We start from the raw sequence: 22,372 nt of genomic DNA on the forward strand, positions 1-22,372 counted from the left end.
AATCGGTACGGGCAGCTCAGATTTCGACTAGAAGGAAACCGCCTAGCTTGCGGCGCGCAGATCCTCGACAGTGCGTCCATATCCACCGCTGTCGACATAGGCTTTCTCGGCACCCGTAAAGGTGCGGTCCAAAGCATCGTTGCGATACGGAAACCGACCGAAAAGCCGGATGATCTCTCGATGGGCCCGGGCGTGTAGGATGTTGTCATCTCCACCTTCGGGCATCCGCTCTTTCATCAGGCGCACACAGCGTTCCTGGTCGCAGAGGTTTTCGGAGTGCATCATTGGCAGGTAGAAGAACTGCCTTGCCGGTTCGTCGATCCGAAGGTCCCACTTTTTGTCCACGGCCGCTTTGGCCGCAGCCAGTGCAACCCGATCAGACGCGAAGGCGCGGGATGTGCCGCGGAACATGTTGCGTGGGAACTGATCGTTCAGGATCACGTAGGCCAGGACACCGCTTGGATAGGTCAGCCACTGGGCGAAGTTGCCTTCCTGAGCCTTTTTCCACGTGTCCATGAACTTGTCTCTGATCTTCTGATCAAGCTCTTCGGACACAGCGTACCAACCCTCTGGCCCGGTTTCATCGAGCCAGAAACTCAAAATCTCTTCGGGGCTGCTCATTGCCCTGTCTCCTCACCTTCATCACCACCCAAGTGACATAAAAACGTTACACAGGATGTTGGCAGGTTTAACAGTAACAATTTGCGTCAATGACGACATATTATGTCGCCGTCGCGCTTTCTTCCTCTTCCTGGGCCGTTTCGATGGCAAATTCCTGCGCAACTTCAACCGCAACTGGTGACGAAGTGGGCAAGACAGGCGCGTAAGCCCCTGTTTCTGCAACTGTTGCACGGCGTGTCATCCGGTACGCGGCATAGCCCCCCATCACTAGAAGCAAGGCCGCGATGAACAGGAAGAACCCCTGCGCGCCGATGGCCCCCATGATCCAGCCAGTCAAAACCGGGCCGGCAATTGCCCCAACGCCGTTGATGAAAACCATCCCGCCAGAAGCTGCGGCCATGTCTTCGACATCAAGAAAGTCGTTGGTGTGGGCGATCAGCAGCGAATACAGCGGGTTGGACATGCCCCCTACCAGCGTTGCCGCCACAAGCAGCATCCAGAAGCTGCTGCCCGATGCCATGCCGATCAATGCGCCGACACCACCAACGAGAGCGGCAACCATGATGAGGACACGACGGTCCATTCGGTCAGACATCCATCCCAGCGGATATTGAACAATCGTCGCGCCGACATAGAAGGCCCCTACAAAGATCGAGATTTCCCCAACGGACAGGCCAATCGAGGCTCCGTATACCGCCGACATGCCAAACTGCGCCGAGAACACGCCCCCAAGCAGGAACATACCGACAGCGCCCAAAGGCGAGTTCTTGGCAAGCTCCCTGAGGCTCATCGGTTTGGTGGCATCGAATGCCGGCGTCGGAGAAATGCTGAGAAGAATGGGGGCGAAGGAGATCGAAACCAGCACCGACGGGATGATGAACAAGACGTACCCCGAAGGGTCTGCCGTCACCAGAAGCGCCTGCGCGGCAACGATACCGATCATCTGAACGATCAGATACAGCGAGAGGGCCTTGCCACGGGTCTCGTTGGTTGCTGCGTTGTTGAGCCAGCTTTCCGCGGTCACGTACACGCCGGAAAAGCAGAAACCGATGATCACACGCCCGACGATCCACACCCAGGGATGCGCGAAGGTCGGAAAGAGGATCAGAACAGCCGAAATGAACGAAGCAAGCGCCGCAAAGACACGCACGTGGCCAACCCGGCGGATCATCTCGGGTGCCATGCGCGACCCACCAAGGAAGCCAAGGAAGTAGGCCGACATGACAATCGACATCTCAAGCGTCGAGAAGCCCTCGATTTCACCGCGAATACCCAAAAGCGTTGACTGAAGACCGTTGCCGACCATCAGAAGCATCATGCCCAGCAGCAGCGCCCAAGCATTTGAAAGGAACATGAACATCGCGGTCTCCTTACTCGAATCCACTGCGAGATAACGCGGTTGCGAGTCGCAGATAAACCTTATCTGCGACTTCGAAGTGTCAAACCCGGCAGAATACGACTCTTACGGTATCAGCAAAGACGCATCGCCATAGGAGAAAAATCTGTAGCGCTCTGAAATCGCATGATCATACGCCCTGCTCATCCGGTCCTGCCCCATGAGTGCCGAAACAAGCATCATCAGCGTGGACTTCGGCAGGTGGAAATTGGTCATCAAGGCATCGGCCACGTGAAAAGTGAAACCGGGGTAGATGAAAATGTCAGTTGCGCCTGTCCAGGGTGCAATCTGTCCGCCACGTCCCGCGCTTTCGATCAGACGAAGCGCCGTGGTGCCCACCGGAATAACCCGCCCACCGCCAGCCTTGGTCTCCGCAATTTCCTGCGCAGCGATCTCGTTGACCTGCCCCCATTCAGAGTGCATCTTGTGTTTGGTCACGTCGTCGACCTTGACGGGCAGGAAAGTCCCCGCCCCCACGTGCAGGGTGACATAGGTAAAGCCGACACCCTTCGCGGCAAGCCTCTCCAAAAGTGGCTCGTCAAAATGCAAGGATGCGGTCGGTGCCGCCACCGCTCCGGTGTTGCGGGCAAAGACGGTTTGATAGTCATCCTTGTCCTGCTCGTCCGCCGCGCGTTTGGCCGCAATATAGGGCGGCAAGGGCATTGACCCGACATCTGCCAGCGCCTGATCGAAATCATCTCCGGCAAGATTGAACCGCAGTTCCCCCTGCCCGTCCGCCTTGTGTTCAAGCGTGGCAGACAAGGCATCCGAGAAAACGATCACTTCGCCTTCGCGGATTTTCTTCAATGGTTTCAACAATCCCATCCACGTGCCCGAGGCCTGCGGCTCAAGCAGGGTCACTTCGATCTTGGCGCGGGTTTCCCCTTCCGGCCCGCTGCGCGCCCGAAATCCCGTCAACCGCGCAGGGATCACCTTGGTGTCGTTGAGAACAAGCCGATCACCCGGCTGCAGCCAGTCGACAAGGTCGGTCACAACTTGATCCAATATTTCGTCCCCATTCGCCACCAGAAGGCGGGCAGAACTGCGAGGAGACGCGGGACGCGTCGCAATGAGGTCTTCGGGAAGGTCGAAGTCGAAATCGGAAAGCTGCATGAAGCTCAGTCTTTTAGCTTGGGTGGCGGGCGGCGGAAAATCTCTCGAAAGAAGCCCGGCGTCAAGGCCGATAGCGGATTGACGGATACTCGAAGTGCATCCGGCTGCCCTTGCAAACGATAGTTGAAGGCAATCAAGCCCTCTCCTTTCTTGGAGATCACCCGACCAATGGCATTCACGAAGTAGATCGGCGAGATCGCACCCTGAAAGTCCATCTGCTTGGTCGTCATGTCATAGGCCCCATCCATCGAGACCCCCATTGAAGGTCCGACCGCGCTACTCTGTGTCACGATTATCTGCCGTGGCGTTAGACGGAACTGCCCGGACAGTTCGGAAAAAGTGATACCTGGTCCATTCAGCTGATCCAAGAGACCGACAATACTGATCGCGTTGATCAATTCGGCAAGCGCCGGTGCGCCCTGCACTTTCACGCCATTCGCAGCAACGGTGCCATCGTAGGTGCCCTTGCGTTCATGAGGAACAAGCGAGACATCCATCGTGCCCTGCGGGGCGGCCTTGGCAAACCCAAGTGCATCGATCACCTGACCTGCCCGCTCTGAAAAAATGCGAAAGGCGCTGCGCCCGTTTTCGTGGGGAAGTACCTGGCCATTGACGGGGGCAATCCCGTTCAGGTTTCCGGAAAATGCGCCTCGAAGACCGCCCGATTGCACAAACTCGGCCCGCACGCCGGAAAGAAACAGGTTTTCGCTGACCTGCACGCGGTCAAGACGCGCAGAAATCGGGCCCGCGGCCTGCCCTCCGCTTGAGCGACCACCACCCGTCGGCAAGCCCCGAACATCGGCGACACCTCCGGTAATCACCACCTCCGGAGACTTGCCCTTCCCACGCCCGCGCAACTCGGCCTGTCCCTGAAACCAGTTGCCAATCGAAAGCTCTTCGAAACTGGCCAGCTGCAATCCGCCAGCGTCACTGAGGGTCACGCTCCCCTTCGCATCCAGTCCGGAGGCCGAGAAGGAAAGACGATCCACCTTGGCCGGTGTCGTCAAGGTCACATCCACCTCAAGTTCACCTGATTTCTCCTTCGGCTTGCTCCAGCCGATTGGTGCAAGCGCCAGACGCACCCCGGAGACATCCGAGGACAAAGAGAGCTTGGGGGGCGTTCCCCTTGCGAAATCAATGCGAAAATCTGCTGTTCCCTGCCCCGTCAAGGCCCCCTCTGGCAAGCCGATGTTGAATTCGTCAATCGCACGTTTGCTAAGTTCGCTGATGCCAACGAGCTCGCTCGTGGCCCCTTTTCCCCGCCCGATCCCGGTTTTGAAGGTGGCGGACACCGGAAGCGCGCCCACCACGCCTGTTCCCGAAATCGTCAGCAAATCGTTCGTAATGACACTCTCAACCTGCCCGCGGATTTCCTTGTCCTTGATAAAATGTGAGGTTCGAATGTCGCTGCTCGTGGCCTTGGCGACAAAGTGAACCTCTTCAATTGGCACCTTCTTCTTGAGGCGAAGCTTAATGTCGCCTTCTGCTTTCACGTGCCCTTTGGCCAGGCCAACCGGAAGTTTGACCTTGTCCATGATCGAAAGCGGAGGCCGGTTTAACAGCGACAAAGCCGCGGTGATATCGCCCTGCGCCTTGGCCTGAACATGGGCCGGTGCAATCTTCTGCCGGGTGTCGAGGATCGTGAACCCCGTCCCCGTGACATCCACGTCTCCGCCTTCGTCCGCCGTGACAATCCCTCGCTCCGCACCGACACGGAACTGATTGTCCTTGAACATCGCGTAACCGGCACCACCCTTAATGACCGGAAGGGCCTTCATGAAGCGCAGCGTCAGATCATCAAATTGAAAATCCGCATAAATCGACGGAGGTTGCGCGACACGGGATCTCACGGCCAGATTGATGTCACGCATGTTCATTTGGTGCACATTCTCTGAAATCCAGGTGCGCAGCTTGGGTTTCACTTGTTCCGGCCATAGGTTCAGGACAGCCTCCGGATGCGTGGCGGTCATGTGACCATTCAGGGCGTACTCCCAATTGTCTTCTCCGGTCGAGAGCTGCCCGTCCAGAAGCAGCATCTGCCCCCCCTGCCGCAACACCATTTGTCCGAGTGAGAGTTCAAAGGGATCAAGTTGCAATCTGAAGTCAGCAAATGACTGATCCAGCGAAACCGGTGTTTCCTCCAAGAGCATCGGATTGACTTCAAGCTGGTCCAGCTGAAGCTGAACCACCATCTCTTCGGGCACCCCCTGCGTGAGGTCACGCAGGTGGGCGGTTCCATGAGCAATTGCCCGCAACCAATTGGCTTGAATAGACAATTCATCCAGAATCAGAGAATTTGTATCCGGGTGATACGACAGATAGGTGTGGGCCTGCTCGAAGGGCACCGGACGCACGGTATCGTTGGGTTGAACGACCCCTTCGCCGATCTGAAGTGCGATGCTGGTCTGACCCAGGGCACCATTTTCGTCGGTCGAAGCCCGCAAAGACCCGGAAATCGGCGCCCTCAGAATGTCGAGCCAGGCAAGCGCAGGTGTCTGCGACGCGATGTCTTCCGACGGCATATCCTCGAAGGTCACCCCGAAATCTGCGACGTCAGAGCCAAACCGCGTGGAATACGTCACCTCAAGCGAAGACACATAGGCCCGCGCTCCGACAGCCACGAGGTTAGCCGACAACGAAACGTCATCCCCGTCCCGTTTCAGACGTGCCTGCCCACCATCGATTGTCCATGCCTTTCCAGCCCGTACGTCCTCATATCGCAGGGTGACGGAGTCCAATTGAACACTGTCCAAAGAACGCAGGCCGTCACGCGACAGAACGGCTTTGATCTGACGCCCGATATCCGGAACTTGCGTTTGCCGGTTGATTGGATCAACCGACTGCCCCGCACCGCCGATTGCCACGTCGATGGCCCCATCCCGAAGCCGGCGCACGATCAGGTAGATTCCGGAAATCCGTATTGAACTTGGGGCAATCTGCATGTCCCCCAAGGCCCCGGCCGATAGCGCCGTTTCGATTTCCTCGACTTCCACAACACCGCCGGTATCCGGGTCACTCAGAGTGATCCCGCGGGCTTGAATCCGGGGTACCCACCCCTCATCAACCACCAGCAAAATATCGCCGATTGTCGTCTCCAATTGAGGGAAGCGCTCGACCAGCTCGTGTTCGATACGGTCCTTGGCCCAATCCGGCAGCGTGATAGGACGCCCGACAACAGCAAAGATTCCAACCGCCACAAACAGGGCCAAACCGGCAAGGCTAATCAACACCCAAAGGCCTATGCGACGCCTGCGGCGTGGCCGCGGACGTTCTTCAGGCGCGCTATTTGGGGTCTCGTTCAGAGGTTTTCTCTTTCGGTTTGCTTTGGACTTGCCCGCCCTATCTCATCATATACGTTATGGCCACCAGACCCAAGGAATCTCAAGATGTTTGAACTGCTTGACCCCGCTCCGGACTTCACACTTCCGGCAACCGGCGATGCAACTATCACGCTCTCTGACATGCGCCCTTCCCCTGTCGTGCTCTTCTTCTATCCGCGCGACAACACCCCGGGCTGCACTAAGGAAGCCATCGGCTTTACCGAGGCGCTTGCAGAGTTTGACGCGCTCGGCGTGAAAATCATCGGCATCTCGAAAGACGATATGGCGTCACACGAGAAGTTCGTGGCCAAGAAGGAACTGGGAATGCCGCTGGTGTCCGACGCCGAAGGCGACGCCTGCGAACGCTACGGTGTCTGGAAAGAGAAAAAGATGTACGGCAAAACCTTCATGGGCATCGAACGGTCGACGTTTCTGATTGACGCAGAGGGCCGGGTCGCCGCGATGTGGCGCAAGGTCAAGGTCGACGGACACGTCGCCGAAGTCCTGGAGGCGGCAAAAGCCCTGTGACGACCAAATCTCTATCTCAAATGGCCGTCGAAGTGCTGACCACTGCCGACGGCCGCGCCAAAACCGCCCTGTCGCACAAATACGCTGCGGAATGGTTTGCGTCGCGCAAGGCCGAAGCACCACTGGCCATCGGGGACGCAATGCCGCCCGACCGCCCGTCGCGTCCCGAAAAGCCCGAACTCCTCTCGCCGCGCGATGTCCCCAAACGCCGCCCCGGCAGCCCGCAGGGACGCATCGCCCTTTTGCATGCCGTTGCCCATATCGAACTGAACGCTGTGGATTTGCACTGGGACATCGTCGCGCGGTTCACTGATACTCCGATGCCGCTTGGTTTCTATGATGATTGGGTCAAGTCGGCCAATGAAGAATCGAAACATTTCAACATGGTATGCGATTGCCTTGAAGAAATGGGCAGCTTCTATGGGGCGCTTCCCGCGCATGCTGGCATGTGGCGCGCCGCAGAAGACACGGCAGAGGATTTCCTCGGGCGGCTGGCAGTGGTTCCAATGGTACTCGAGGCCCGTGGCCTTGATGTGACGCCCGGCATGATCGAGATCTTCAAGAAGGCCAAGGAAACCCAGACCATCGAAGCCCTGAACGTGATCTACGCCGAAGAAGTCGGCCACGTGGCATACGGGTCCAAATGGTTCAACTTTCTCTGCGGCAGGGACAACCTTGATCCCAAGGCCGAGTTCCACGCGCTTGTTCAAAGGTACTTCCACTCGGCCCTCAAGCCTCCTTTCAACGAGGAAAAACGCGCCGAAGCGGGATTGCCGCCTGACTTCTACTGGCCGCTTGCCGATGAATTGCCGCCGCCCTACGCGCGCTGATCGGCAGAAGATTGCCAACCGCGCCCATGCGCCTCATTGAGAAATCCCCGGAACTGGGCAAAAAACTTGCCCGGTTACGCCCAAATCGTTAAGACATCCGCGACCGGGCCAACCAAGAGCCTGGAGATGGGGCAAGGGACTAAGGAAAACAAAGTGCGCACGCGTCTGGCAATTCGAACACACGCCTTTCTGGAACGGTACTTCCCCGAACGTCGCCTGTTTCTGCGCTCCGAAGATGACACGCGTTTTATTCGCCTGCGCCCCAGCACCCAATTGGTCGGCTTTCTGGGCGGAACCTTCTTTGTCGCATGGACGATCATTGCCACCGCGATCCTGCTTATGGACTCGATTGGCGCTGGCAATTTCCGTGAACAGGCACGCCGTGACCAGCAGACCTATGAACAGCGTTTGAACGATCTCTCGGACGAGCGCGACGCCCGCACAGAAGAAGCCCTCGCGGCCCAGGAACGATTCAACTCTGCCCTGACCCAGATTTCGGCCATGCAATCGGAACTCCTGGCCTCGGAAACGCGTCGTCGTGAACTTGAGACCGGTATCGAAGTGATCCAGGCCACCCTGCGCCGCACCATGAGCGAGCGTGATCTGGCCCGACTGGAAGCGACAGAACTCAAAGACGATGCTTCAGGCGATGTTTCTGCGCTGGCCGCTGGCTCGCCGCTTGGGAATGAGATGGTCACCGCGCTTTCTGATGCGTTGCAAGAGACCGCTGCGGAGCGTGACAAGGTGATCAGTGACGCCCGCGCAGCGCTAGACCTTGCCGAAGAAATGCGTCTGGAACTGGCCCTGATGGAAGAAAAGAACGATCAGATCTTCCGCCAGCTGGAAGACGCCATGACCGTATCTGTGGAACCTCTTGAAAAGATGTTCCAATCCGCCGGTCTCGACACCAAGTCGTTGCTGGAAGAAGTGCGCCGTGGATATGATGGTCAGGGCGGCCCGATGCTGCCTCTGTCGTTCTCCACGAAGGGCGGCGAACTGACCGAGGAAACCATCCGCGCCAACAATCTGCTGGACAAGATGGATCGCCTGAACATCTACCGTATCGCGGCGGAAACCGCCCCGTTCACGGAACCCCTACGCGGCGCGTTCCGCTACACCAGCGGATTTGGCATGCGCTGGGGACGGATGCACAAAGGCACGGATTTCGCGGCCCGTCACGGCACGCCGATCTATGCCACCGCAGACGGCGTGGTCATCCACGCCGATTGGCAGTCGGCCTATGGCCGCCTGATCAAGATCCAACATGAGTTTGGTATCGAAACACGTTACGCCCACCTCTCCAAAATCCGTGTAAAGAAAGGCCAAAGGGTCTCGCGCGGAGACCTTATTGGTGATATGGGCAACTCTGGACGTTCCACCGGAACACACCTTCACTACGAGATCCGGGTCAATGGCCGGGCCGTGAACCCGATGAAATTTATCAAGGCTGGAAGAGATGTTTTCTAAGAGCAAGATCAACGAACCCGCACCGAAATCTGCCGACCCGGCCAAGCCTGCTGCCCCCGAGGCCGCACCTGCGCCGAAACCGGCAGCCGACTTCAAGGCAAGCCCTGCCCCGGCGGCCCCCAAGGCCAAGCCCCCGGCATCGGTTCTGTCCTCGGACCTGCACATCACCGGTAACCTCAAGACCACCGGTGACATCCAGGTCGAAGGCACTGTCGAAGGCGACATCCGCGCCCACCTGCTGACGGTTGGTGAGACTGCCACCATCAAAGGTGAAGTGGTTGCAGACGATGTGGTTGTGAATGGCCGCATCGTGGGCCGCGTACGTGGCCTCAAGGTGCGCCTGACCTCGACCGCGCGTGTCGAAGGCGACATCATCCACAAGACCATCGCGATCGAAAGCGGTGCGCATTTCGAAGGTTCGGTACAGCGTCAGGACGATCCGCTGACCAAGAAAGCCGCAGCACCCGCCAAGAAGGCAGCGCCTGCCGCAGACGCATAAGTGATTGCAAAATCACACGAAAACGCCGCCCTTCGAGGCGGCGTTTTTCGTTGTTCCATTTCTTTGCTTACGGCCCCAGCATCCATTGCCCATCGGGCCAGAACACATGGTAGGCAAAGGCGAACATCACATCATGCGGCAGGTCCCTGCCCTGCCCGTCGCGCACCCGGATTGATCCGACGTCCCGCCCGCTGGCAATGTCCGCGGTGTCCAGCGCGGATGCCTGCCCGGGGGTCCAGCTGATCACAACACCCGCTTCGCGCAGGGTCTTGACCTTGCGCAGCCGTTCCATCGGCCAAGCCCGATCCCCCACCCGAATGACCCGAGCCAGCGCGGGAATGTCATGTGGTGGCAACTCACCGCTGTAAAGGAACGGACGGTAGGAGCTGTCGTACCTTTCGTATGGATTGCGGCCGTAGCGGCGGTTGAAGGGTGGCTCGGCCATCACCAGCGCATCGGGGTTGCGGGTGCGGAACTGGTCCCAGCTTTCAAGCCATGACGGCAGAGGTTCCAAGACCCTGCCCGTCAACTCCCCGACGATGGCGGTGCCGGTCGCTTGCTGCCACCAGCTTTCGGTTTCGCGGTCGTACATGACCATGTCGGAATTGCGCAATTTACCACTTACACCGAAGGTCAGTATCACGTCGGTATTACGTCGGTAATACGACAGTGCGGAATTGCACAGCGGGCAAAAGGTTACCGCAACGGGCGTTCCGTCGATCTCGTCATTCACGATCTCATGCCAGGTCAGATACCGCAGCGGATAGGCCCGTGGCAGCGATCCCTCAAGCTCGACCGTGATGACAGGTTCCGTGCCCTTGATGCGGGCTTCATCCTTGACGAAGATGAATTGCGGATCGGTGATCGCCGGAATGCCGTCCTTGGGTGGCCCGCCCGAAAGGATCTCGACCCAGTTCGACACGCTTGTCTTGCTGAAGTCCGTGTTGGGCCATTCGTGTTTCCAGAATGACGGATCGGCGCTTGTGCTGCCCGTAATCCCGATCGCCAAGGCGGTGGCGAGGACGTGTCTCATGAACATGAGGGCTCTCCCTTCCCTGCTTGCCGGAAAGGGTGCGACGAAAAAGGGGGGCCGCATAGCCCCCCTCACAATGGTGTGAATGCCTTTGACCGGGCTAGTCGGTCACGGTCACCTTTTTCATCATGTCCGGCTGACCCAGAACGGCACCGTTGCGGCCCTTGCCGCGCTTGATGGCGTCGACAACGTCCATGCCCGCGGTCACCTTGCCAACCACGGTGTACTGACCGTCCAGAAAGCCGCCTTCGGCAAACATGATGAAGAACTGCGAGTTGGCCGAGTCGGGGCTCTGCGACCGCGCCATGCCGACGATGCCGCGTTCATAATGCACATCCGAGAACTCGGCAGGCAGATCAGGGCGCGAGGAGCCGCCACGGCCCGCCATGCGCATGTCACTGCCAATCTTGCCGAATTGCACGTCACCGGTCTGAGCCATGAAGCCGTCGATCACACGGTGGAACACCACGTTGTCATAGGCGCCTTCGGCGGCCAGCGCGGTGATCTGCTCTACGTGCTTGGGCGCGACGTCTTCGAACAGGTCGATGGTGACGGTGCCGTTGGCCTCGCCCTCGATCTCGATTTCGAGACCGCTGGCAAACGCCGGGCCGGCCATGAGGGCCATTGCAAAGCTGAGGTTACGCGTCCACATCGGCCGCCACCTTCACCGAAACCATGCGGTCGGGATACATCGGCGGCTCGCCGCGTACGATGGCGTCGACATGGTCCATGCCTTCGATGACACGGCCGTAAACGGTGTATTGGCCGTTCAGGAAGTGGTTGTCCTTGAAGTTGATGAAGAACTGCGAGTTCGCGCTGTCGGGCATCTGGCTGCGGGCTGCGCCAAGGGTGCCGCGATCATGCGGGATGCGCGAGAATTCGGCCTTGAGGTTCGGCAGGTCCGAACCGCCGGTGCCGGCGCGGCGCAGATCAAAGTTGTTTTCCATGTTGCCGTTGGCAACATCGCCGGTCTGGGCCATGAAACCGTCGATCACGCGGTGGAAGGCAACGTTGTCATACTGACCCGAGCGTGCCAGCTCTTTCATGCGTTCGCAGTGACCCGGCGCGATGTCGGTCAGCAGCTCGATTACGACGGTGCCGTCTTTCAGCTCCATCAGGATGGTGTTTTCGGGATCTTTGATCTCGGCCATGGGGCCCTCCTGTCATGTCTTTGGGCGCTAGTTAATCATGCCGCACGCGAAAGCCAAGCCGCCCCATTGACCTAAGCCGCGTTTCCTATAGAGAACGCGGCAAATGTTTTCATTTTCGGAGTTGCAAAGATGGGCTGGAAAACACTCGACGAGATGGACCTGAACGGCAAGCGCGTTCTGACCCGCGTGGATATCAATGTGCCGATCGTGGATGGGGTTGTTACCGATGCGACCCGTATCCGGCGTATCGCCCCCACCGTGAAGCATATCCTCGAGGCCGGTGGCCGTCCGGTTTTGCTCGCACACTTTGGCCGCCCGGGTGGCGAACGCCGTGCCAACCTGTCGCTGGAACAGCTGGTTTCGACCCTGGAACGCGCCTTCGAAGCGCCCGTCGTCTTTGCCGCCGACTGTGTAGGCACCGAGGCCGAACTGGCGGCAGAAACCTTGCAACCGGGCCAGGTGCTGCTGCTGGAGAACACCCGCTTCCATGCCGGTGAAACCAAGAACGACGCCGACCTTGCCGCTGGCATGGCCAAGCTGGGCGATGTTTACTGCAACGATGCCTTCTCGGCGGCGCACCGTGCGCACAGCTCGACCGAGGGTCTGGCCCGTCTCCTGCCCGCTTGCGCAGGCCGCCTGATGCAGGCCGAACTCGAAGCGCTGGAAAGCGCGCTTGGCAAGCCGAACCGCCCCGTTACTGCGGTTGTCGGTGGTGCGAAAGTGTCGACCAAGCTGGAACTGCTGTCGAACCTGATCGAGAAGGTCGACAATCTTGTGATCGGTGGCGGCATGGCCAACACCTTCCTTGCGGCCAAGGGCTATGACATCGGTGTGTCGTTGGCCGAACGCCTGATGGTGGATACCGCCAATGAGATCATGGCCAAGGCAGAAAGCACCGGCTGCAACATCCTATTGCCGACCGACATCGTCGTGGCCCGCAAGTTCGAAGCCCACGCCGACCACGAAATTCTGCCGCTGGACGCCTGCCCCCCCGACGCGATGATCCTTGATGCCGGCCCAAAGAGCGTTGAAGCCATTGCCGCGGTTCTGTCCGAGAGCAAGACCCTGATCTGGAACGGCCCGCTGGGCGCCTTCGAAATCGAACCCTTCGACGCGGCCACCAACGCGGCCGCCCTCAAGGCAGCTGCCCTGACCCGCTCGGGCCAGCTGGTCTCGGTTGCAGGCGGTGGCGATACCGTTTCGGCGCTGAACGCGTCGGGCGCTGCGGGCGACTTCAGCTATATCTCGACCGCTGGTGGTGCCTTCCTCGAGTGGATGGAAGGCAAGGTTCTGCCCGGCGTCGCGGCACTCGAGCAATAAGATCAGGCGGGGCGCGAATTTCGGGATCAACCGCAGCCCGTTAGCGCCACCACGATTGCATGACGCGCCCTGCTGTCTTATGAGCGGGGCGCATTCATTATGCATCTGCGGAAATTGCAATTTTTCAAGGGCGGGAACAGATATGTCCAACCAAGCACAAATCGAAAAGATGACCTCCGGCGCCGGTTTCATTGCCGCCCTTGACCAGAGCGGTGGCTCGACCCCGAAAGCTCTGCGTCTCTATGGCGTCGAAGAAGACCAGTACGGTTCGGAAGCCGAAATGTTCGACATGATCCACGCCATGCGCGCGCGCATCGCGATGGCCCCGGCCTTTACCGGCGAGCGTGTGATCGGCGCGATCCTGTTCGAAATGACCATGGACCGCGAGATCGACGGCAAATCCACCGCCTCCTACATGTGGGAAGAGCGCGGCGTCGTGCCGTTCCTGAAGGTCGACAAGGGTCTGGCTGACGAAGAAAACGGCGTTCAGCTGATGAAACCGATGCCCGAACTCGACGCGCTTTGCGAACGTGCGGTCAAGGCGGGTATCTTCGGCACAAAGATGCGCTCGGTCATCAGCGCCGCAAACGCCGAAGGCATCGCCGCCATCGTCGCGCAGCAGTTCGAAGTTGGCAAACAGATCCTTGGCCACGGCCTTGTGCCGATCATCGAGCCGGAAGTGACCATCTCGATTGCAGACAAGGCAGAAGCAGAAGACATCCTGCTGGCAGAGATCACCAAACAGCTGGACGCCCTGCCGGAAGACCAGCAGATCATGCTCAAGCTGACCCTGCCAGAAACCGCGAACCACTACAAACCGCTGGTGGACCACCCGCGCGTGATGCGTGTCGTGGCCCTGTCGGGCGGTTACAGCCGTGACGAAGCCAACGAGCGCCTGTCGAACAACACCGGTGTCATCGCGTCGTTCTCGCGTGCCCTGACCGAAGGTCTGTCGGCACAGCAGTCGGACGAAGCGTTCAACAGCACCATCGCCGGCACCATTGACAGCATCTACAACGCATCTGTTGCGGGCTAAGGTCTCAGGGCCGTTACGCGGTCTTTGAACACATCTGACACGACGGTTTCCGCGGCATCGCGGAACCGTCTCATGAGGGCGGGTTTGCCCGAGGTTTTGCGCCACAACAGGCCAACCGTTCGAAACAGCCCGCCTTTCATCGGCACCACCACCACATCGCCGTCTGTCTCATGCACCTCCGACCGCACATAGAGCGACGGAAGCAACGTTACCCCCATGTTCATCGCAACCATCTGGCGCAGGGCGTCCAGGCTGGTGCCTTCATAGTCATCGCGCAGGTTGGCCCCGGCGTCGGCGCTCAGGCGGGCGATCTGTGTCTTCAGCGCATATGTCGCTCCAAGTGACAGCATATCCAGGCCTTCAAGGTCCTGCTTTTCGATTAGGGCCTTGCCCGCCAACGGATGATCCCGCGCCACGGCCAGCAACAGGGGTTCACGGTAAAGCGGCACCGAGACCAGATCGTCGGAACGCACCGGCAGTTGCGCCAGCACAAGATCGTGTCGCCCGGTCTTTAGTTCTTCCAGCAGCTCTGCAGGTGCGCCATCCCGCGCCAGCAGTTTCAGATCAGGGTGTACCGCATGCAGATGGCGCAGGAGTTGCGGCAGGACATAGGGGCCGATGGTCGAGGTCGCCGCAAGCCGCAGGGTGCCGGACACGCCCTCTTGCAGGGACCGGGAGAGCCCCATCAATTGCTCGACACCGTCGAGAATGCCCTGGCAATGCCCCAGAACCTCGCGCCCCGCAGGTGTCAGCACAACGCCACGTCGGCCGCGTTCGACGAGGGCGACCTCCAGAGTGGATTCGAGCGCGGTGATCTGCTGGCTTAGCGAGGGCTGGCTGAGGTCCAGTTGTTCGGCTGCGCGTCGGTACTGGCCGCACTGGGCCAGCACGGCGAAATAACGCAGTTGTTTTAGCGTCGGCAGAGGATCTTGCATTGGCAGCCACCTAATATAGGAAAAACCTAAGTTACTAAGTGGGAACTTAGCATTCTTTCTATGATTGCAATGCCCATCTCATCACCAGCAGGGAACTCCTGCGTTTTCGCAAACCAGATGGGAGGCTTGGCATGACCAGCAAAATCGTACAGCGCGTTGAGTCCTTGGCGGCACATGTTTCGGCGCTGAGGACGCGTCACCGGAAACTCGACCGGCAGATCCTCGAGGAACAGCACCGCCCCGCACCGGACTATGGCAAGCTGCGCTGGCTCAAGGCGCGCCGTCTTGTCCTGCGTGATCAGGTGGCCCGCTACGAAGGTCTGATGTCATCGCTCAAGCCTCTCGCTGGCCATTCGCTCGCCCGCAAAGGCGCCACTGCCTACCAGGAAGGAGCCGCGTGATGGGGTTTCTGAATTTCCTGAACGCCTCGCGGCTCATGCAGAGTTCCAAGATCGACGAGTTGGTCGAAGCCCTTGGAGAGGATGATGACGGGCCGGACGGCGGCAGCTTCAGGCGGCGCAAGCGGGACAAGCACCTGTCCATCAAGCCGCGCAAACGCAAGAAGCGCAGCTTTGACTGGTTCGACGACTGAATTTTGAAGGTCTCGCCGGGGGCGCCCGGCGGGGCCTTCGGGTCAAGCCAGCCGCGAGAGAATACCATCGGTGTCCAACCCGCTCACGGAACCTGCCACGCTGCCACGCTGCTGGGCAACGCGGCTGGTGATGAACCCATCGACAACCGCATTGGGCGCGGTGCGCATCAGCGCCGCTGCCGTCAGCAACGAGGCCAGGTTCTCGGCAAACCAGCGGGCCTCGTATTCGGCAGGCAGGGCCGGCCAGCGGTCACGGTGTTGCTGAAGGGCCGAGTCATAGCGGGCATCCGTCCCGCGCGCACCATCGAGCACGGCATTCAGGGCCTCTGCCGCACGCGGTTCACGGGCCAGGGTGCGCATGATGTCGAGACAGATCACATTCCCCGACCCCTCCCAGATCGAGTTGAGCGGTGCCTCCTTGTAAAGCATCGGCATTGGCGTGTCCTCGACGTAGCCCATCCCGCCAAGTACCTCCATCGCCTCGGCCACGACGGAAATACACCGCTTGTTTGACAGGTACTTCGCCAGCGCGACCCCGATCCGGGCCAGGGCGCGGGCCTCATCATCATCGCGGTCAAAGGCCTGGGCGAGGAACATAGACACCGACAGCGCACCTTCCCAATCAAGGGCGAGATCGGCCAAAACCGAGCGCATCAACGGCTGGTCGATCAGGCGACGCTGAAAGGCAGAGCGGTGAGACACCCAGTGGTGCGCCTCGGAGAGGGCGGCCCGCATCAGTGCGGCCGGCGCAATCGCGGTATCAAGCCGCGTGTGGTGGACCATCTCGATGATGGTACGCACCCCTGCCCCTTCGTCGCCAAGACGATAGGCCAGCGTGTCGTGATATTCGATTTCGGAACTGGCGTTGGCCTGATTGCCCAGCTTGTTCTTGAGCCGCTGCAGTCGGATCGAATTGCGCTCGCCCTCGAGCCAGCGCGGCACAAGGAAACAGGTCAGCCCGCCCTCTGCCTGCGCAAGGGTCAGGAAACCGTCGCACATCGGGGCCGAACAGAACCACTTGTGCCCGCGCAGGCGATAGTGGTCGCCATCGCGGGTGGCAATCGTGCTGTTGGCGCGGACATCGGAACCACCCTGTTTTTCGGTCATCGCCATGCCAAGGGTCGCGCCCGCCTTTTGATCTATGGGCCGGATCGACGGGTCATAGACGCCGGACGTCAGCTTGGGTGCCCATATCTCGGAAAGTTGCGCATCGTTGCGCAGGGCCGGAACGGCGGCATAGGTCATGGTCATCGGGCACCCAGCACCGGGTTCGACCTGCATCTGGTAATAGACAAGGGCCGCGTGGGTGGCGTGACCGCCGGGTTTCCCATCCCATGCGGTCGCGGCATATCCCGCACCAAGCCCCGTTTCCATAACCTTGTGGTAGCCGGGATTGAATGTCACCTCGTCCAGACGCCGCCCGCCCCTGTCAAACAGCTTGAGACGCGGCAGATCACGCTGGGCATCCTCGGCCGCCTGACGCAGGTTTTCGTCGCCATAGGTTTTTCCTGCCTGCGCCAGGTGATCCAACCGGGCGCCCGCGGCTTCGGCTGCTTCGCGAAGCGGCAGGTCTTCAGACCAGAGATCACGCCCTCCCCGGACGTCGGGCTGGTTCATCACCTCGTGTGTGCCTAAATGGCGGCTTGCCTGTGACTGTGTCATGATGTGCTCCTCCGATCCCGACGCTACCCTTGTGGTTGCACCTGTTGCCAGAAAGCCGTTGCGTCATGATTTGGTGACATCCGTGATTTTTGGGGATTCACAGGGAGTCTGCCTTGTGGCATAGTGCGTGCAGACGCCCGAAAAAGGGTGCGTAAGAGGCAGAAATGACAGCACAAAAATCACGTCCCGCGTTTGGTGCGCTCCTGTTTTTCGGAGTGGCGATGGTGCTGTCGTCGATTTTCACTTTCGCTGCCGTTCAGGGCGACTATGGCCTGTTCCGCCGGGTCGAGGTCGAAGCGGAAAAGGCCAAACTGGATGCAGAACTGGCCCAGTTGCAGGCTGAAGTCATGCGCATGGAAAACCTGACACAACGCCTCTCCGACGACTATCTCGACCTTGATCTGCTGGATCAGCAGGCCCGCGATGTTCTTGGCCTGATCCGCACGGATGAAATCGTGATCCGCTAAGACGCGGCACTTCCTCAACTTTGTGAATATTTCCTCTACCAACGCGCAGGTTGTTGGGCTATCATTTTGTTTAACGTTAAACTATTTTTGCCTGCTGGGAGGACAAGATGGCTGCGAGAAAACCGGCCAAGAAGACGAATGTCTCGGGCGACGAACTCAAGGAATATTACCGTGAAATGCTGCTGATCCGCCGCTTTGAAGAGAAGGCGGGACAGCTGTATGGCATGGGGCTGATCGGCGGCTTCTGCCACCTTTATATCGGCCAGGAAGCGGTTGTGGTTGGGCTGGAGGCCGCCGCGGAGGAAGGCGACAAGCGCATCACCTCGTACCGCGACCACGGCCACATGCTGGCCTGCGGCATGGATCCGAATGGCGTTATGGCCGAACTGACCGGACGTGCCGGCGGTTACTCCAAAGGCAAGGGCGGCTCGATGCACATGTTCTCGAAGGAGAAGCATTTCTACGGCGGCCATGGCATCGTGGGGGCACAGGTGCCTCTGGGCGCGGGTCTGGCCTTTGCCGACAAGTACAAGGGCAACGGCCGTGTCACCTTTACCTATTTCGGTGATGGCGCCGCCAACCAGGGGCAGGTTTACGAGACCTTCAACATGGCCGCACTCTGGGATCTCCCGGTAATTTTTGTCATTGAAAACAACCAGTACGCCATGGGCACTGCACAGCAGCGGTCGACCTCGACGCCGGACATCCACAACCGAGGCCAGAGCTTTGGCATCCCCGGCGAAGCGGTTGACGGCATGGACGTTCTGGCCGTGAAAGAGGCCGGCGAACGCGCCGTGGCCCACTGCCGCAAGGGCAAAGGCCCCTATATCCTCGAAGTGAAGACCTACCGCTACCGTGGCCACTCGATGTCGGATCCGGCCAAGTACCGGACCCGCGAAGAGGTGCAAAAGATGCGCGAGGAACGCGACGCGATCGACCACGTGCGCCAACTTCTGATCGACGGCAAACACGCGACCGAAGACGACCTCAAGGCGATCGACAAAGAAATCAAGGCCGTGGTCAACGCGAGCGCCGATTTCGCCAAGGAAAGCCCCCTGCCCGCAGCCGAAGAGCTGTGGACGGATATCTACGCGTAAGCTGACAGAGGAGAGTTGAAAGATGGCTACTGAAATCCTGATGCCCGCCCTGTCGCCCACGATGGAAGAAGGCACGCTGGCGAAATGGCTGGTGAAAGAAGGCGACACCGTGCAATCCGGTGACATCATCGCCGAGATCGAAACCGACAAGGCCACGATGGAATTCGAGGCGGTGGACGACGGTGTGATTGGCCACATCCTCGTACCGGAAGGCACCGAGAACGTGAAGGTCAACACGGCCATTGCCACCTTGCTTGAAGACGGCGAAGAAGCAGGCGCCGCACCTGCCGCGGCGGCGGCCCCGGCAGCAGCGCCCGCCCCGGCGGCGCAGGTTGCGGCCGCGCCCGAGGTGGCACCGGTGGAACAGACCCCGGACTGGCCCGAGGGCACCAAGCTCAAGCAACAGACCGTCCGCGAGGCCCTGCGCGATGCGATGGCCGAAGAGATGCGCTCGGACGAAGACGTCTACCTGATGGGCGAAGAGGTTGCCGAGTACCAGGGGGCCTACAAGGTATCCCAGGGGCTTTTGGACGAATTCGGCTCCAAGCGGGTGATCGACACCCCGATCACCGAGCACGGTTTTGCTGGCATCGCGGTGGGCGCGGCCTTCGGCGGATTGAAACCGATTGTCGAATTCATGACATTCAACTTTGCCATGCAAGCCGTTGATCAGATTATCAATTCCGCAGCTAAGACCCTCTATATGTCGGGCGGTCAGATGGGTGCGCCGATGGTGTTCCGTGGCCCGAACGGTGCCGCTGCGCGGGTTGGCGCTCAGCACAGTCAGGACTATGCCGCATGGTATGCGCAGATCCCTGGCCTCAAGGTGGTGATGCCCTATTCGGCGGCGGATGCCAAAGGCCTGCTGAAATCCGCCATCCGCGACCCGAACCCGGTGATCTTCCTTGAGAACGAAATCCTTTACGGGCGGTCTTTTGACGTGCCGGTGATGGATGATTTCACCATCCCCTTCGGCAAGGCCAAGATCTGGCGCGAGGGAACGGACGTAACCATCGTCAGCTTCGGCATCGGGATGCAATACGCGCTGGAAGCGGCGGACAAGCTGGCCGAAGACGGCATCAGCGCCGAAGTCATCGACCTGCGCACCCTGCGCCCGATCGACTATGACACGGTGCTGAATTCGGTGATGAAGACCAACCGCTGTGTCACTGTCGAAGAAGGCTGGCCCGTCGGGTCGATCGGCAACCACCTGTCGGCCACGATCATGCAGCGCGCCTTTGACTATCTGGATGCCCCCGTGATCAACTGCACCGGCAAGGACGTTCCGATGCCCTATGCGGCCAATCTCGAGAAGATGGCCCTTGTGACCACCGACGAGGTGATCGCGGCGGTCAAAGAAGTGACCTATCGGTAAGGAGGATCAGAGATGCCAACAGAAATCCTCATGCCTGCCCTGTCCCCCACGATGGAGGAAGGCACGCTGGCCAAATGGCTGGTCAAGGAAGGCGACGAAGTGCAATCCGGCGATATCATCGCCGAGATCGAAACCGACAAGGCGACGATGGAGTTCGAGGCCGTGGACGAGGGCATCATGGGCCCGATCCTCGTGGCCGAGGGCACCGAGGGCGTCAAGGTCAACACCGCCATTGCCGTGTTGCTAGAGGAAGGCGAAAGCGCGGATGACGTGAGCGTCGCTGCCGCGCCTGCCGCTTCTGCGGCACCCGCACAGGCGGCCGCTGCACCCGCGCCACAGGCGTCGGCCCCTGCCGCCCCTGCCCCCGCCGCAGCGGATGGCAGCCGCATCTTCGCCTCGCCCCTCGCACGACGGATCGCGGCCGACAAGGGATTGAACCTCGCGGCCATTCAGGGCTCGGGTCCGCGTGGCCGGATCGTCAAGGCCGACGTGGAAAGCGCCCAGCCCGGTGCTGCCACTGCCCCTGCGGCGGTGGAAACGACTCCGGCCCCTGCCGCTCCGGCAGCAGCCCCCGTGCCGATGCCGCAAAGTGCAGATGCTGCAACGGTTGCGCGCATGTACGAAGGCCGTACCTACGAGGAAGTCGCGCTCGACGGGATGCGCAAGACAATCGCCGCGCGCCTGTCGGAAGCCAAACAGACCATCCCGCATTTCTATCTGCGCCGCGATATCAAGCTCGATGCGCTGCTGAAGTTCCGCTCGGAGCTTAACAAGCAGTTGGAAGGCCGGGGTGTGAAACTGTCGGTCAACGACTTCATCATCAAGGCCTGCGCCCTTGCCCTGCAACAGGTGCCCGATGCCAATGCCGTCTGGGCCGGTGATCGCGTGCTGAAGATGAAAGCCTCGGACGTGGCGGTTGCGGTGGCCATCGAAGGCGGGTTGTTCACCCCGGTCCTTCAGGATGCGGAGAGCAAGACCCTTTCGGCGCTATCGACCGAGATGAAGGACCTTGCCAGCCGCGCACGGGACCGCAAGCTGGCCCCGCATGAATACCAGGGCGGCAGTTTCGCGATCTCCAACCTCGGCATGTTCGGCATCGACAATTTCGACGCCATCGTGAACCCGCCGCATGCGGGGATCCTGGCCGTGGGCACAGGTGTGAAGAAACCCGTGGTCGGTGCTGATGGCGAAGTGACGGTGGCAACCGTGATGTCGGTCACCATGTCCGTGGATCACCGTGTGATCGACGGCGCGCTGGGGGCAGAGTTCCTCAAGGCCATCGTCGACAACCTCGAGAACCCGATGACCATGCTGGTATAAGCCCGAATGACCCGTGAAACGGTTTTGTTCTGCATTGTTCCGACAGCAGGCGTTGTTGTCGGAACAATCGTAGCGTTTTTCGGGGGCCAGCCGATTTCCGAGCAACCACTTGCCGCGCTGATCGTTTCGCTTTTGCTGGGCGCAAGCGCGGTCTCGGTGTTTCTTGCCCATTTTAGCAGGAATGTGTCCAACCGCTTTGCCTGGGGCACGATCTTTACCAACGGCGCGTTGATGATCCTGTTTTTCGCCCTGCTGCACAGCGCGGCGGGCATCATGTGCACCTCACCGATCTGTCTTGGAACGCAGGCCGTGCAGTTTGACATCGCGAGCGGCAGCGTCGCGACGGCGAATTTGGACAGCCGCTTTCTCTCGGGGCTCTATTTTTCGGTCGTGACTTTCACGACCCTGGGATATGGCGATTTTCAACCACACCCGGACCTGCGCCTGCTGGCAGGTTTCGAAGCGGTGTTGGGATATATCTACCTTGGCTTGACTGTTGGCGCCGCCATAGATCTTGGAGGGCGTGGAGACAGATTTCGCATGGACGAAGGAAAGGTTACAGGATCACCAAGGCAACAGCTAAGATGGCCCCCATGACAGGTGCCAGAGC

General features: G+C 59.9%; 22 protein-coding genes. 13 read left to right on the plus strand and 9 right to left on the minus strand.

What is annotated here, in order from left to right; translation table 11 throughout:
- Positions 1 to 42: 42 nt before the first annotated feature.
- The 4 genes from ABWV42_RS00890 to ABWV42_RS00905 form a co-directional block, all read right to left on the minus strand.
- The gene (locus tag ABWV42_RS00890) at positions 43 to 621 is read right to left on the minus strand and encodes a DUF924 family protein (RefSeq protein WP_353338493.1); all 579 of its coding nucleotides are present in this window, start codon (positions 619 to 621) and stop codon (positions 43 to 45) included.
- A gap of 100 nt (positions 622 to 721) precedes the next feature.
- Complete coding sequence (locus ABWV42_RS00895; protein WP_255108210.1) at positions 722 to 1,981, minus strand: MFS transporter; 1,260 nt, start codon at positions 1,979 to 1,981, stop codon at positions 722 to 724.
- Between the two features lie 102 nt (positions 1,982 to 2,083).
- A complete protein-coding gene (gene queA / locus ABWV42_RS00900; protein WP_353338494.1) occupies positions 2,084 to 3,130 on the minus strand; it encodes a tRNA preQ1(34) S-adenosylmethionine ribosyltransferase-isomerase QueA in 1,047 nt (348 codons plus the stop codon).
- Between the two features lie 5 nt (positions 3,131 to 3,135).
- Positions 3,136 to 6,327 carry a YhdP family protein gene (locus ABWV42_RS00905; RefSeq protein ID WP_353338495.1) on the minus strand — a complete coding sequence of 1,064 codons (3,192 nt, stop codon included), beginning with the start codon at positions 6,325 to 6,327 and terminating at the stop codon, positions 3,136 to 3,138.
- Positions 6,328 to 6,516: 189 nt separating this feature from the next.
- On the opposite strand from ABWV42_RS00905, the gene ABWV42_RS00910 reads away from it, so the two are divergent.
- The 4 genes from ABWV42_RS00910 to ABWV42_RS00925 all read left to right on the plus strand — a co-directional run bounded on the left by ABWV42_RS00910 (position 6,517) and on the right by ABWV42_RS00925 (position 9,774).
- The gene (locus tag ABWV42_RS00910; RefSeq protein ID WP_353338496.1) at positions 6,517 to 6,978 is read left to right on the plus strand and encodes a peroxiredoxin; all 462 of its coding nucleotides are present in this window, start codon (positions 6,517 to 6,519) and stop codon (positions 6,976 to 6,978) included.
- Between the two features lie 20 nt (positions 6,979 to 6,998).
- The gene (locus tag ABWV42_RS00915; protein WP_353338497.1) at positions 6,999 to 7,808 is read left to right on the plus strand and encodes a ferritin-like domain-containing protein; all 810 of its coding nucleotides are present in this window, start codon (positions 6,999 to 7,001) and stop codon (positions 7,806 to 7,808) included.
- 153 nt (positions 7,809 to 7,961) lie between these two features.
- The gene (locus tag ABWV42_RS00920; protein WP_255108217.1) at positions 7,962 to 9,275 is read left to right on the plus strand and encodes a DUF5930 domain-containing protein; all 1,314 of its coding nucleotides are present in this window, start codon (positions 7,962 to 7,964) and stop codon (positions 9,273 to 9,275) included.
- Positions 9,265 to 9,774 (plus strand): bactofilin family protein, encoded by a 510-nt coding sequence (locus ABWV42_RS00925; RefSeq protein ID WP_255108219.1) that lies wholly within the window; start codon positions 9,265 to 9,267, stop codon positions 9,772 to 9,774. Before ABWV42_RS00920 ends, ABWV42_RS00925 begins: the two co-directional genes overlap by 11 nt.
- Before the next feature lie 67 nt (positions 9,775 to 9,841).
- Here ABWV42_RS00925 and ABWV42_RS00930 read toward each other — a convergent pair whose 3' ends face one another.
- From ABWV42_RS00930 to ABWV42_RS00940, 3 genes are all read right to left on the minus strand, one after another.
- Complete coding sequence (locus ABWV42_RS00930) at positions 9,842 to 10,813, minus strand: DUF3179 domain-containing protein (RefSeq protein WP_353338498.1); 972 nt, start codon at positions 10,811 to 10,813, stop codon at positions 9,842 to 9,844.
- Positions 10,814 to 10,907: 94 nt separating this feature from the next.
- The gene (locus ABWV42_RS00935) at positions 10,908 to 11,459 is read right to left on the minus strand and encodes a peptidylprolyl isomerase (protein WP_353338499.1); all 552 of its coding nucleotides are present in this window, start codon (positions 11,457 to 11,459) and stop codon (positions 10,908 to 10,910) included.
- Positions 11,446 to 11,958 (minus strand): peptidylprolyl isomerase, encoded by a 513-nt coding sequence (locus ABWV42_RS00940; RefSeq protein WP_255108227.1) that lies wholly within the window; start codon positions 11,956 to 11,958, stop codon positions 11,446 to 11,448. Before ABWV42_RS00940 ends, ABWV42_RS00935 begins: the two co-directional genes overlap by 14 nt.
- Positions 11,959 to 12,087: 129 nt before the next feature.
- On the opposite strand from ABWV42_RS00940, the gene ABWV42_RS00945 reads away from it, so the two are divergent.
- Together ABWV42_RS00945 and ABWV42_RS00950 are read left to right on the plus strand one after the other, a co-directional pair.
- Positions 12,088 to 13,278: a phosphoglycerate kinase gene (locus ABWV42_RS00945; RefSeq protein WP_353338500.1), complete on the plus strand. Its 1,191-nt coding sequence runs from the start codon at positions 12,088 to 12,090 to the stop codon at positions 13,276 to 13,278.
- Positions 13,279 to 13,420: 142 nt separating this feature from the next.
- Positions 13,421 to 14,314: a fructose bisphosphate aldolase gene (locus ABWV42_RS00950; protein WP_353338501.1), complete on the plus strand. Its 894-nt coding sequence runs from the start codon at positions 13,421 to 13,423 to the stop codon at positions 14,312 to 14,314.
- Here ABWV42_RS00950 and ABWV42_RS00955 read toward each other — a convergent pair.
- On the minus strand, positions 14,311 to 15,249 hold the full coding sequence (locus ABWV42_RS00955) for a hydrogen peroxide-inducible genes activator (protein ID WP_353338502.1): 939 nt from the start codon (positions 15,247 to 15,249) through the stop codon (positions 14,311 to 14,313). The genes ABWV42_RS00950 and ABWV42_RS00955 overlap by 4 nt on opposite strands.
- A gap of 131 nt (positions 15,250 to 15,380) precedes the next feature.
- On the opposite strand from ABWV42_RS00955, the gene ABWV42_RS00960 reads away from it, so the two are divergent.
- Together ABWV42_RS00960 and ABWV42_RS00965 are read left to right on the plus strand one after the other, a co-directional pair.
- Positions 15,381 to 15,650 carry an HP1242/YdcH family protein gene (locus ABWV42_RS00960; RefSeq protein ID WP_353338503.1) on the plus strand — a complete coding sequence of 90 codons (270 nt, stop codon included), beginning with the start codon at positions 15,381 to 15,383 and terminating at the stop codon, positions 15,648 to 15,650.
- On the plus strand, positions 15,650 to 15,841 hold the full coding sequence (locus tag ABWV42_RS00965) for a hypothetical protein (RefSeq protein ID WP_255108240.1): 192 nt from the start codon (positions 15,650 to 15,652) through the stop codon (positions 15,839 to 15,841). The genes ABWV42_RS00960 and ABWV42_RS00965 overlap by 1 nt, the downstream gene beginning before the upstream one ends.
- A 42-nt stretch (positions 15,842 to 15,883) precedes the next feature.
- Here the strand turns inward: ABWV42_RS00965 and ABWV42_RS00970 are convergent, their stop codons facing one another.
- A complete protein-coding gene (locus ABWV42_RS00970; protein WP_353338504.1) occupies positions 15,884 to 17,503 on the minus strand; it encodes an acyl-CoA dehydrogenase family protein in 1,620 nt (539 codons plus the stop codon).
- Between the two features lie 164 nt (positions 17,504 to 17,667).
- Between ABWV42_RS00970 and ABWV42_RS00975 the strand changes: the two genes are divergently transcribed.
- The 5 genes from ABWV42_RS00975 (at position 17,668) to ABWV42_RS00995 (ending at position 22,359) form a co-directional block, all read left to right on the plus strand.
- Positions 17,668 to 17,970, plus strand: coding sequence for an FtsB family cell division protein (locus tag ABWV42_RS00975; protein ID WP_353338505.1), 303 nt, complete (start codon positions 17,668 to 17,670; stop codon positions 17,968 to 17,970).
- A 107-nt stretch (positions 17,971 to 18,077) separates the two neighbouring features.
- Entirely contained in the window at positions 18,078 to 19,067 is a 990-nt protein-coding gene (pdhA, locus tag ABWV42_RS00980) for a pyruvate dehydrogenase (acetyl-transferring) E1 component subunit alpha (RefSeq protein ID WP_353338506.1), read from the plus strand.
- Between the two features lie 22 nt (positions 19,068 to 19,089).
- Positions 19,090 to 20,442, plus strand: a complete 1,353-nt coding sequence (locus ABWV42_RS00985) for a pyruvate dehydrogenase complex E1 component subunit beta (RefSeq protein ID WP_353338507.1) — start codon at positions 19,090 to 19,092, stop codon at positions 20,440 to 20,442.
- A gap of 12 nt (positions 20,443 to 20,454) precedes the next feature.
- The gene (locus tag ABWV42_RS00990; protein ID WP_353338508.1) at positions 20,455 to 21,762 is read left to right on the plus strand and encodes a pyruvate dehydrogenase complex dihydrolipoamide acetyltransferase; all 1,308 of its coding nucleotides are present in this window, start codon (positions 20,455 to 20,457) and stop codon (positions 21,760 to 21,762) included.
- Positions 21,763 to 21,768: 6 nt separating this feature from the next.
- Complete coding sequence (locus ABWV42_RS00995; RefSeq protein WP_353338509.1) at positions 21,769 to 22,359, plus strand: potassium channel family protein; 591 nt, start codon at positions 21,769 to 21,771, stop codon at positions 22,357 to 22,359.
- Positions 22,360 to 22,372 lie beyond the last annotated feature (13 nt).

This window comes from Pelagimonas sp. KU-00592-HH (assembly GCF_040369695.1).
Taxonomy (GTDB): Bacteria; Pseudomonadota; Alphaproteobacteria; order Rhodobacterales; family Rhodobacteraceae; genus Shimia.